Genomic DNA, 11,597 nt, shown 5'->3' on the forward strand with positions numbered 1-11,597 from the left:
CTGAACCGCTTCGCTTTTTTGCAAAAAAATCCTATTCTGCGGCCTCGGCGTAGGATTCCAGCGGCGGGCAGGTGCAGATCAGGTTGCGGTCGCCATAGACGTTGTCGATGCGATTGACCGGAGACCAGTATTTGTCCACGCGGAAGGTACCGGGCGGGAAGCAGGCCTGTTCGCGGGAATAGGGGCGATCCCACTCGCCGACCAAGTCTTCCACCGTGTGCGGTGCGTTCTTCAGCGGATTGTTGGTCTTGTCCATCCGGCCGTCCTCGATGGCGCGGGCTTCCTCGCGGATTGCCAACATCGCCTCGCAGAATCGGTCGAGCTCGGCCTTCGTTTCCGATTCGGTCGGCTCGATCATCAGCGTGCCGGCCACCGGCCAGCTCATGGTCGGCGCATGGAAGCCGCAATCGATCAGACGCTTGGCGACATCATCGACCGTCACGCCGGCGCTTGCGGCCAGCGGGCGGGTGTCGATGATGCATTCGTGTGCCACGCGTCCGGCCTTGGACTTGTAGAGCACGTCATAGGCACCCTTGAGGCGGGCAGCGATGTAGTTGGCGTTGAGGATCGCCACCTTGGTCGCCTGGGTCAGGCCTTCGCCGCCCATCATCAGGCAATAGCTCCAGGAGATCGGCAGGATCGAGGCCGAACCGAAGGCTGCTGCCGAAACCGCACCGCTGCGGCCATCTGTTTCCGGATGGCCGGGCAGGTGAGGCGCCAGATGCGCCTTTACGCCGATCGGGCCCATGCCGGGACCGCCGCCGCCATGCGGGATGCAGAAGGTCTTGTGCAGGTTCAAGTGGCTGACATCGGAGCCGATATCGCCGGGACGCGAGAGGCCGACCATGGCGTTCATATTGGCGCCATCGAGATAGACCTGACCGCCATGCTTGTGCACGAGATCGCAGATCTCCTTCACCGTCTCCTCGAAGACGCCATGCGTCGAAGGGTAGGTGATCATGCAGCAGGAGAGGTTGTCGGCATATTGCTCGGTCTTGGCGCGGAAATCGGCCATGTCGATATCGCCATCGTCGCTGACCTTGACAACCACGACCTTCATGCCCGCCATCTGCGCCGAGGCGGGGTTGGTGCCGTGGGCGGAGGTCGGGATGAGGCAGATGTCGCGATGACCCTGACCATTGGCAATGTGGTAGTTGCGGATGGTCAGTAGGCCGGCATATTCGCCCTGCGCGCCGGAATTCGGCTGCATGGAGAAGGCGTCATAGCCTGTTACGGCGCAGAGCTTTTCCGTCAGGTCGTCGATCATCTCGCGGTAGCCGAGTGCCTGATCGGCCGGGACGAACGGATGGATATCCGAAAATTCCGGCCAGGTGATCGGCAGCATTTCCGCAGTCGCGTTCAGCTTCATGGTGCAGGAGCCGAGCGGAATCATCGAACGGTCGAGCGCCAGGTCGCGGTCGGAGAGACGGCGGATGTAGCGCGTCATCTCGCTTTCGGCGCGGTTCATGTGGAAGATCGGATGCGAGAGGTATTCGCTGGTGCGCAGCAGGGTCTTCGGCAGACGATAGGACGGCTCGAAATCGGCGATGCGGAAATCGCCGCCGAATGCGCGCCAGACGGCTTCCACCGTTGCCGGACGCGTACGCTCGTCCAGGCTGATGCCAATCTTGGTTTCACCGACCTTGCGCAGGTTGACGCCCTCGGCGACGGCTGCGCGCAGGATGAGGCCTTGCATGTGGCCGACTTCGACAGTGATCGTATCGAAGAAGGTCTCCGGCTCGACTGAGTAGCCTAGCTTTTCCAGCCCCTTGGCCATCAGCACGGCCTTCTGGTGGACCTGTTGTGCAATCGCTTTCAGGCCCTGCGGACCGTGGAAGACCGCATACATGGAGGCCATGACGGCGAGCAGCACCTGCGCGGTGCAGATGTTCGACGTCGCTTTTTCGCGGCGAATGTGCTGTTCGCGGGTCTGCAGCGACAGGCGATAGGCGCGATTGCCGCGCGCATCGATGGAAACGCCGACGAGACGGCCCGGCATAGAGCGCTTGTAATCGTCCTTCACGGCCATAAATGCGGCGTGCGGCCCGCCATAGCCGACGGGAACGCCGAAGCGCTGCGAAGAGCCGATGGCGATATCTGCGCCCATTTCACCCGGGGATTTCAGCAGGGTCAATGCCAGAAGATCGGTCGCCATGATAGCGATAGCGCCGGTCTGATGCAGGCGAGCAATCAGGCCGGAGAAATCGTTGATGTGGCCGTGCGTGCCCGGATACTGGAAAATCGCGCCGAAAACATCGACCGGATCGAGGTCGGTGAAGGGATTACCGACGATAACGGTCCAGCCGAGTGGCTCGGCGCGCGTCCTGATCAGCGCGATGGTCTGGGGATGGCATTCGGCATCGACGAAGAAGGCTTTTGCCTTCGATTTTGCGACGCGTTCCGCCATCGCCATGCCTTCGGCCGCGGCCGTCGCTTCATCGAGCAGCGAGGCGTTGGCGACATCAAGACCGGTGAGATCGCTGATCATCGTCTGGTAGTTCAGCAGCGCCTCAAGGCGGCCCTGGCTAATCTCGGGCTGATAGGGCGTGTAGGCCGTGTACCAGGCAGGGTTTTCCAGAATGTTGCGCTGGATGACCGGTGGCGTGATCGTGCCGTAATAGCCCTGACCGATAAGCGAGACGAGAACCTTGTTCTTGTTGGCGGTCTCGCGCAGCCTGTCGAGCGCCTCGCGCTCCGTCATGGCCGCACCCCAGGCGAGCGGCGCCTTCTGGCGGATGGTCGGTGGCAACGTCGCGTCGATCAGACCGTCGAGGCTCTTATAGCCGATCACCTTGAGCATATCGGCCATCTCAGAGGGAGACGGGCCGATATGGCGGCGATTGGCGAAATCATATGGCTGGTAATCGGTGAAGGTGAACTCAGTCGGCGTCGTCATTATCCGATCAGCTCCTTGTAACCGGATTCATCAAGAAGACCATCGAGATCGCCGACGTTCTTCAGCTTCAGCTTGAAGAACCAGCCGGCACCCATCGGATCGGAGTTGACGAGGGCCGGATCGGCAGTGATGGCTTCGTTGATTTCGGTGATTTCTCCGTCGAGCGGACAATAGACTTCGGAAGCCGCCTTGACGGATTCGACGGTTGCCGCGTCGGCTCCCTTCGAGAAGCTGGCGCCGACCTCGGGCAACTCAACGAAAACGAGATCGCCGAGCTGCTCGGCGGCATGGGCCGTAATGCCCACGATTGCGACATCGCCTTCGACCTTCAGCCACTCATGTTCTTCGGTGAATTTCAGCATGGATAATCCTCTCTGGAAAAGACGTTCAACGTTTGTAGGTAGGTTTGATGAAAGGCAGTGTGCTGACGGCAACTGGCAGATATTTGCCGCGCACTTCAGCGTATATGGTGGTGCCGGGAGCGGTGAATTCTGTCGGCACATAACCCATGGCAACCGGGGATTCGACGCTCGGACCAAAACCACCCGAGGTGACTTCGCCGATCTCCGTCTTGCCCTCGGCGTCGGCGTAAAGTTTGGAGTGGCCGCGTACCGGCGCCTTGCCCTCCGGCTTCAGGCCGACGCGGCGGCGCGAGGTGCCGTGATCGAGTTCACCGAGAATGCGGGATGCTCCCGGAAAGCCGCCGGTGCGGGCGCCGCCGGTCTTGCGGGCCTTCTGGATAGCCCATTCGAGTGCGCCTTCAACCGGCGTTGTCGTCTGGTCGATATCGTTGCCGTAGAGGCAGAGGCCCGCCTCGAGACGCAGGGAGTCACGGGCGCCAAGGCCGATCGGCTGGACGTCCGGATGCTCCAGCAGCCGCTTGGCGATATCCTCGGCCTTGTCGGCCGGAACCGAGATTTCGAAACCGTCTTCGCCGCTATACCCGGAGCGCGATACGAGGCAGGAGACATCGTGGAGGCGACAATGGCGCACATCCATGAATTTCATATGGGCGATGTCGGCCCAGAGCTCGGCAAGCACGTCGACCGCGCGCGGTCCCTGCAGAGCAATGAGGGCGCGATCGAGTAATGTAACTTCGCAGCTATCGCCGATATGATCTTGAAGATGCTTGAAATCTTTCTCTTTGCAGGCAGCGTTGACGACGACGAAAAGATAGTCGTCCATATGGGCGATCATCAGATCATCGAGGATGCCGCCCTTGTCGTCGGTGAAGAAACCATAGCGCTGGCGATTTTCAGCAAGGCCGAGAATATCGACCGGCACCAGGCTTTCCAATGCCAATGCCGCATCCTCATATTTGCCGGAACGGGCGCGGATCGTCACCTGACCCATATGCGACACATCGAACAGGCCAGCGGAGGATCGAGTCCAAAGATGTTCCTTCAGCACGCCGGGCGCATATTGTACGGGCATATCGTAGCCTGCAAATGGCACCATGCGGGCACCGAGGGACACATGCAGGGCATGAAGTGGGGTGGTCTTGAGGGCAGCGGTCTCGTCCAAATGACGCCTCCGGGTTTTGCGCTCGTTTAGAAGCGCAGAGCTCACACTTTCGGCGCGGTAGCGCCTGACGATGAGCCCCCTCTGTCTGTTTGCCTGAGATTGTTATCCCTTCGGCGAACGCTTGCGCGCTTCTCTCCAGAGTTCCGTCTGCCCCTTGCTGGTCCTTTGGCCTGAGAGTTTCCGGGGCGGTTGCTCCTTCGGCACCGGCTTGCGCCGGATTCTCCCAACAGGGTTGAAAGCCATTATCCGGTACCGGACAGAGATGGCAAGGGGCAAATGTCGCCGCTGAACAAATTTTTGTCGCGCCGATCAATCCTGCGTTTCGCAATGATTACGGGCCTTTGCAACAGGGATGGGAGAGGCTATCCCTTTTAACGATTGAGGAGCCGGGCAGGAGACAGAGATGAATCGCAACCACGCCGCCGCATTGCTGATTTCGATTGGCACATTTTCGCTTCCCCTCGGTGGAGCGATGGCCGAGGATAGCGGTGCGATGAAATCCATGGCCGGGATGCACATGGATGCAGGTGCAGCGCCTTCCGGCTCGGCGACTGCCAAGCTTGGCGATCTCGATATCAGTGGCGGTTATGTTCGCGCCATGCTTCCCGGCCAGCCGGTCGGTGGCGGCTATATTACCATCCACAACACCGGCATGACCGACGACAAGCTCACTTCCGTCACTTCATCATCTGCCGACAAAGTAGAATTGCACGAGATGAAGATGGAAGGCGAGATCATGAAGATGCGCGAAATCAAGGGCGGCATCGCTATTCCCGCCGGCGCGACCGTGACGCTCGCGCCGAATACGATGCACATGATGTTCAAGCAGGTAAAGACGCCGTTCAAGCAGGGCGGCACGGTGCCCGTGATGCTGATGTTCGACAAAGCAGGCATGGTCAACATCAATCTGCCGGTCGTCTCGGCTAAGGGAAGCTGAGCCAGAAATTATCCTGCCATATAATTCCGGTTTCCACTTTTCCTCGAAATGCTCTAAAGCCACGTCAAAAGGCCGGAAATCTCCGGCTGCGGGGCTGATCGTTCCGTTGTTTGAATTTGCATGATCCCGCCGAACGCGGTTTGGCAATGTCCGGAACATGCTGCGTTTTTGAAAGAAGAAGAATGGCCGGGATTGAGCATATTAAAGTCGAGCCTGACGAGGCCGGCATGCGCCTCGACCGCTGGTTCAAGGTGCATTTTCCAGGGCTCGGCTTCGGGCAATTGCAGAAACTGATGCGCTCCGGCCAGGTGCGCGTCGATGGCGGCCGCGTCAAGACAGATGCCCGCGTGCAGCCGGGGCAGATGGTGCGGGTGCCGCCGCTCGACGTCGATGCCAAGGCTACGAAGAGCGGCCCGATCGCCGGCAAGGAATTGAAGCATTCCGGCGATGCCGAGCTCTTGGCACGCATGCTGTTGCACGAAGACGACAAGGTCTATGTGTTGAACAAGCCGGCGGGTCTGGCTGTGCAGGGTGGCTCCGGCGTCAGCCGCCACATAGACAAGATGCTGGAGGCGTGGACGAACCAGAAGGGCGAAAAACCGCGCCTGGTGCACCGCCTCGATCGCGATACCTCAGGCGTTCTCGTCATCGCCCGCACGCGCGGCGCGGCGCAGAAGCTGACGGCAGCCTTCCGCGAGCGCGACACCAAGAAGACCTATTGGTCGCTGGTGAAAGGCGTGCCACGTAAGCATGAAGACAAGATCTCCACCTGGCTGGTGAAGGAAGCGACGCCGGATGGCGATCGCATGCGCATCGCCAAGCATGGAGAGGAAGGCGCCGATCACGCCGTGTCCTACTACCGCGTCGTCGAAACGGCGGCCCAGCGGCTCGCTTGGCTTGAAATGGAACCCTACACCGGGCGTACTCACCAGCTGCGCGTCCATGCGCTGCATATCGGCCATCCGATCATCGGCGATCCCAAATATTTCGAGGACGATCCGAACTGGGATTTTCCGGGGGGTGTCCAGAAGCGCCTGCATCTGCACGCGCGCCACATCGATATCCCGCATCCGAGCGGCGGACGCCTGCGCATCACCGCCCCTCTGCCGCCGCATATGGTGCAGACATGGAATCTCCTCGGTTTCGACGAGGCATCGGCAGGGGAGCCGGACGACGAATGAAGCTGGTACTTTTCGATTGCGACGGCACGCTGGTCGACAGCGCGCGGCTGATCCATGAGGTCATGGCGCGCACCTTCGTGGCCTTCGGCTATAAGCGGCCCGATGTTTCCGCGACGAAATCGATCATCGGTCTGACGCTCGATATCGCCATCGCCCGCCTGCAGGGCAAGCCCCATGTCGACGACGAAGCGATTGCCATGACGGCGCATTATAAGTCGATCTTTCCGGAGGTGCGAGACGAGGCGGACATGCAGACACCGCTTTTCGACGGCATCAAGCCGCTCATCGAGACGCTTGCCGCCCGCGACGAACTGCTGATCGGCGCGGTGACGGGTAAATCCCGCCGCGGTTTGACCCATATTCTTGAGGTCAACGAGTTCACGCCCTATTTCATTGTCTCGCGCACTGCTGATGATTGCCCGTCGAAGCCGCATCCGGCGATGGTGACGGAGTGCTGCGATGAGACTGGCATGGATCCCCACGACACGATCGTGATCGGCGATGCCATCTACGACATGCAGATGGCGAAGGCGGCAGGTGCGACCGCCATCGGCGTTGCATGGGGCTACGCCTCCGTCGAGGAATTGCTGGCGGCTGGGGCAGATGCCATAGCCCACCATCCGAACGACTTGTTGAGCCATATTCTCTGAGGTGACGCCATGCGCGACCTGTTGAACGATCTTTCCGAAGGTCTCAGCCATCCCGATCCGATCCGCCGTGCGCAGATCCAGATGAAGAAGCCTCTGCCGAAACGCTTCTACAAGGATGTGACAATCAGCAAGGATGAGAGCGGTCATGCCATCGCCCTCGATGGCAAGGTGGTGAAAACGCCGGCGCGGCACTCCCTGGCCCTGCCGACGGAAGCGCTTGCCAGACTGGTGGCTGCCGAATGGGCACGCCAGGTCGATGTGATCGATCCCGCCACCATGCCGGTAACGCGTCTCGTCAACACGGCCATCGATGGCGTTGCGACGGAAAGCAAGGCTGTATTCGACGAAATTGTCCGTTTCTCGGGCAGCGATCTGCTCTGCTATCGCGCCGAGGGGCCGGAACGGCTCGTCGAGCGCCAGTCGGAACGCTGGAATCCGGTGATCGAATGGGCAGCGCGCGATCTCGGCGCCCGGTTCATTCTGGCGGAAGGCGTCATGCATCAGGAGCAGCCTGTCGAAGCCATCGCAGCCTTCTCCGCCGCTTTGCGCAAGTTCGATACACCGATGGAGCTTGCGAGTCTGCACACGATCACGACGCTGACCGGTTCGGCAATCCTTGCGCTGGCCTTCGCCAAAGGATTCCTGCCGCTGGCCGACGTCTGGTCGCTCGCACATCTCGACGAGGATTGGACAATCGAGCATTGGGGCAGTGACGAAGAGGCCGAACAGCGTCGTGCACAACGTTTTGAAGAGTTTCAGGCCGCAACTGACGTTTTTTCTGCGCTGCGCAGTTGAATATTGTTGATTTCCAGTCCTTTATATCGATCTGCATATCTTGCAAATTCGAAGGTCGGGGCAGGGATCATGTTGTTGTTGAGGACGAGAGCCGTACCGGCGCTCGTGGGATGTCTGGCACTGGCCGCATGTTCGAGCTGGTCCGTCGATCCTCCGCCTCCAACCTACGCCGTGCGCAGCGCAACCGTTATAGCCGATCAGGCTTTGCCACCGGTGTCGCCAGCGCTGGTTGCAGCCGTCAATGATCGCGTCAACGCCGCGATTGCTGCAACAAGCTTCAGCTCGCAATTGCCACAGGTTGCCATCACCGTCCGACTGAGCGACGTCCGCAAGGCGCGCGGCTTCAATCGGGACCGCAGCAGCGCCAAGATCAATATCGATGCCGCGGCGACCGATGGTGGCTCTGTGGTTGCCATGGCATCGTTCGAGATCAGAACAGTCGCACCTGATCCTGCCACCGCAGATGAGCTGATGGCGGAAGATATTGCCGCGCGGGTTCGTTCCATCTTTTCGCTGAACACGCCACGGCTCGCAAACTGAGCCAACCAGCTTCAAACAAGGCTCGCGCCATGCTAAGCCCGAGCGATGAGGGAGAGAGGGCCGCATGAAGGAAATCCTGCAGGAGCTGGAACGCCGTCGTGAGATCGCGAGGCTTGGCGGTGGGCAGGTGCGCATCGACGCGCAGCATGCCCGCGGCAAGCTGACGGCGCGTGAGCGTATCGATATCTTCCTTGACGAGGGCTCCTTCGAAGAGTTCGACATGTTCGTCGAGCATCGCTCGACCGATTTCGGCATGGACAAGAGCAAGATTGCCGGCGATGGCGTGGTGACCGGCTGGGGCACGGTCAACGGCCGCACCGTCTTCATTTTTGCCAAGGATTTCACAGTCTTCGGTGGGTCTCTTTCAGAAGCACATGCAGAAAAGATCACCAAGGTACAGGATATGGCGCTGAAGAACCGGGCGCCGATCATCGGGATCTATGACGCCGGCGGCGCCCGCATTCAGGAAGGCGTAGCCGCGCTTGGCGGTTATGCCGAGGTATTCCAGCGCAATGTGCTGGCCTCCGGCGTCATCCCGCAAATCTCGATTATCATGGGGCCTTGTGCCGGCGGCGATGTCTATTCTCCGGCCATGACCGATTTCATCTTCATGGTGCGGGACACCTCCTACATGTTCGTCACCGGGCCGGATGTGGTGAAGACCGTCACCAACGAGACGGTGACCTCGGAACAGCTCGGCGGCGCTTCGGTGCACACGACGAAATCCTCGATCGCCGACGCAGCCTACGACAATGATGTCGATACGCTCTTGCAGGTGCGCCGTCTCATCGATTTCCTGCCGCAGTCTAATACCGCTGACGTGCCCGAGATCGAGTGCTATCAGTCGGTGACCGAGCCGGATAACTCGCTCGATACGCTGATTCCGGCCAATGCCAACAAGCCCTACGACATCAAGGAGCTGATCCTGAAGGTAGCGGACGAGGGCGACTTCTTCGAAATCCAGGAGAGCTTCGCCAAGAACATCGTCTGCGGTTTCGGCCGCATCGAGGGTGCCACCGTCGGCTTCGTCGCCAATCAGCCGATGGTACTTGCCGGCGTTCTCGATAGCGATGCGTCACGAAAGGCGGCGCGCTTCGTGCGCTTCTGCGATTGCTTCAATATCCCGATCGTCACCTTCGTCGACGTGCCGGGCTTTCTGCCGGGTACAGCCCAAGAATATGGCGGGCTGATCAAGCACGGCGCCAAGCTGCTCTTTGCTTATGCCGAAGCGACTGTGCCGAAACTGACGGTCATCACCCGCAAGGCTTTCGGCGGCGCCTATGACGTCATGGCCTCGAAACATCTGCGCGGCGATCTCAACTATGCCTGGCCGACGGCGCAAATCGCCGTCATGGGCGCCAAGGGCGCCGTCGAGATCATCTTCCGCAAGGATATTACCGATCCCGAGAAGATCGCGGCCCACACCAAAATGTATGAGGACCGCTTCCTGTCGCCCTTCGTTGCAGCAGAGCGCGGCTACATCGACGAAGTGATCATGCCGCGCTCGACGCGGCGCCGGCTGGCGCAGGGGCTTAGAATGTTGCGCAACAAGGACCTGACCAATCCCTGGAAGAAGCACGACAACATCCCGTTGTGAGCATGTGACAACAAGTCACGGATTTGACACGGAAAATTGATTGAGCGTCAGAATCCGTGTTTTCACGTTCGCGCCCGTGCGCTCTATTGCTTCCTCGTGGGGGATTAAAACTGGAGTTTAACATGGCGCTTTCCGATCGGCTGAATCAATATCAGCCCTACGCTCTTACCGTGCTGCGTATCGTTACCGGTGTATTGTTCATCGAACATGGTCTGCAGAAGCTCGTTGGCTTTCCGGCCGGCGGTCAATTTCCAAGCCCGCTGCCCACCCTGCTTCTGGTTCAGGGCATCATCGAAATCGTTGGCGGATTGGCGACGATCGTCGGCTTCTTTACCCGTCCAGTCGCGTTCATTCTCTGCGGCAACATGGCGGTCGCCTATTTCATGGCGCATTATCCGAAGAATTTCTTCCCGGCCAACAACGGCGGTGACGCAGCGATCCTCTACTGCTTCATCTTCCTGTTCCTGATCTTCGCAGGTCCGGGCCTGCTGGCCATCGACAACAGCAAGAAGTAACCAGCCTTTTCGTCGGACTCGGCTGATCGTCGGGTCCGGCGAATAAATTCGTCTCTCGCGTGTTCATTCCGTTGTCGGCGAAGCGAGAGCACTTTTGACGGGATCTCCTTCGCATCCCCTATCGAACGGAGATCCTCATGTAATTTCCCGAGCGCTTGTTGCGCTATCAGCCTGCTGCCCTTGCTATTTTGCGAATCGTGACCGCGTTGCTGTTCATCGAGCACGGCACGCAAAAGGTCTTCGGCTTTCCGCCGGCGCCTTACGAGATCACGACGCTGTTCTTCGTGGCTGGGATCATAGAGCTCATAGGCAGTGCCTTGATCCTGCTCGGGCTTTTCACCCGACCGATCGCCTTTCTCCTGAGCGGCGAAATGGCAATCGCCTATTTCATGGTCCACATGCCGATCGATTTCTTTCCGGCCAACAATCAGGGAGACGGAGCGATCCTGTTCTGCTTCATTTTCCTGTTTCTGGTGTTTGCCGGACCGGGAAGCTGGGCGCTGGACAATCGCCAGCGCCGATGACCGTCGCGATCTCAAGCAGCAAGCTTCAGGCCGGCTATACCAGCCACGATGAGGCCAATGCAGAATAGCCGAATCAAGGTCGCGGGATCACCGAGCAGCCATATGCCGAGCAGAACCGTACCGACGGTGCCGATGCCGGTCCAAACCGCATAGGCCGTACCCATCGGCAAGGTTTTTACAGCCAGACCAAGCAGCACGACGCTGATGACCATGGAGATGACGGTGAGAACTGTCGGCATCGGCCGCGTGAACCCATCGGTATATTTCAGCCCGACGGCCCAGCCAATTTCGAACAAGCCTGCGAGGAAAAGCAGGAACCAAGCCATTTTACGCTCCTTTGTTAAGAGCGAGGCCGTCCCCGCGATGTCTACGGCCGGTTTGGTTGCCGGCCGCCGCAGTCGTCTGCGCATTTCCTATATGCATTTGTCGGCTGCTTAT

12 protein-coding genes and 1 riboswitch are annotated in these 11,597 nt (G+C 59.7%); of the genes, 8 read left to right on the plus strand and 4 right to left on the minus strand.

The window, feature by feature from the left end; translation table 11 throughout:
• Positions 1–31: 31 nt before the first annotated feature.
• The 3 genes from gcvP to gcvT are packed head-to-tail and all read right to left on the minus strand — an operon-like array spanning position 32 to position 4,420.
• A complete protein-coding gene (gene gcvP / locus GDN47_RS06085; RefSeq protein ID WP_152092799.1) occupies positions 32–2,896 on the minus strand; it encodes an aminomethyl-transferring glycine dehydrogenase in 2,865 nt (954 codons plus the stop codon).
• Positions 2,896–3,258, minus strand: coding sequence for a glycine cleavage system protein GcvH (gene gcvH / locus GDN47_RS06090; RefSeq protein WP_112334775.1), 363 nt, complete (start codon positions 3,256–3,258; stop codon positions 2,896–2,898). Before gcvH ends, gcvP begins: the two co-directional genes overlap by 1 nt.
• A gap of 25 nt (positions 3,259–3,283) precedes the next feature.
• Entirely contained in the window at positions 3,284–4,420 is a 1,137-nt protein-coding gene (gene gcvT / locus GDN47_RS06095; protein ID WP_152092800.1) for a glycine cleavage system aminomethyltransferase GcvT, read from the minus strand.
• Positions 4,421–4,568: 148 nt separating this feature from the next.
• Positions 4,569–4,656, minus strand: a riboswitch (glycine riboswitch).
• Between the two features lie 167 nt (positions 4,657–4,823).
• Here gcvT and GDN47_RS06100 point away from each other — a divergent pair.
• From GDN47_RS06100 to GDN47_RS06135, 8 genes are all read left to right on the plus strand, one after another.
• On the plus strand, positions 4,824–5,357 hold the full coding sequence (locus GDN47_RS06100) for a copper chaperone PCu(A)C (RefSeq protein WP_152092801.1): 534 nt from the start codon (positions 4,824–4,826) through the stop codon (positions 5,355–5,357).
• A 182-nt stretch (positions 5,358–5,539) separates the two neighbouring features.
• Positions 5,540–6,538, plus strand: a complete 999-nt coding sequence (locus GDN47_RS06105; protein WP_113332548.1) for an RluA family pseudouridine synthase — start codon at positions 5,540–5,542, stop codon at positions 6,536–6,538.
• Complete coding sequence (locus GDN47_RS06110) at positions 6,535–7,188, plus strand: HAD-IA family hydrolase (protein WP_095434971.1); 654 nt, start codon at positions 6,535–6,537, stop codon at positions 7,186–7,188. The genes GDN47_RS06105 and GDN47_RS06110 overlap by 4 nt, the downstream gene beginning before the upstream one ends.
• Before the next feature lie 9 nt (positions 7,189–7,197).
• Positions 7,198–7,983: an ATP12 family chaperone protein gene (locus GDN47_RS06115; protein WP_152092802.1), complete on the plus strand. Its 786-nt coding sequence runs from the start codon at positions 7,198–7,200 to the stop codon at positions 7,981–7,983.
• 69 nt (positions 7,984–8,052) lie between these two features.
• Positions 8,053–8,523: a hypothetical protein gene (locus GDN47_RS06120; protein WP_152092803.1), complete on the plus strand. Its 471-nt coding sequence runs from the start codon at positions 8,053–8,055 to the stop codon at positions 8,521–8,523.
• Positions 8,524–8,587: 64 nt separating this feature from the next.
• Positions 8,588–10,120 (plus strand): acyl-CoA carboxylase subunit beta, encoded by a 1,533-nt coding sequence (locus GDN47_RS06125; RefSeq protein ID WP_152092804.1) that lies wholly within the window; start codon positions 8,588–8,590, stop codon positions 10,118–10,120.
• Between the two features lie 122 nt (positions 10,121–10,242).
• Positions 10,243–10,635 (plus strand): DoxX family protein, encoded by a 393-nt coding sequence (locus GDN47_RS06130; RefSeq protein ID WP_069612260.1) that lies wholly within the window; start codon positions 10,243–10,245, stop codon positions 10,633–10,635.
• Positions 10,636–10,790: 155 nt separating this feature from the next.
• A complete protein-coding gene (locus tag GDN47_RS06135; RefSeq protein WP_233789761.1) occupies positions 10,791–11,159 on the plus strand; it encodes a DoxX family protein in 369 nt (122 codons plus the stop codon).
• Positions 11,160–11,170: 11 nt separating this feature from the next.
• On the opposite strand, the gene sugE is transcribed toward GDN47_RS06135, so the two are convergent.
• On the minus strand, positions 11,171–11,485 hold the full coding sequence (gene sugE, locus GDN47_RS06140) for a quaternary ammonium compound efflux SMR transporter SugE (protein ID WP_113355592.1): 315 nt from the start codon (positions 11,483–11,485) through the stop codon (positions 11,171–11,173).
• Between the last annotated feature and the right edge of the window lie 112 nt (positions 11,486–11,597).

The organism is Martinezella dioscoreae, from assembly GCF_009176305.1.
GTDB lineage: Bacteria > Pseudomonadota > Alphaproteobacteria > Rhizobiales > Rhizobiaceae > Rhizobium > Rhizobium dioscoreae.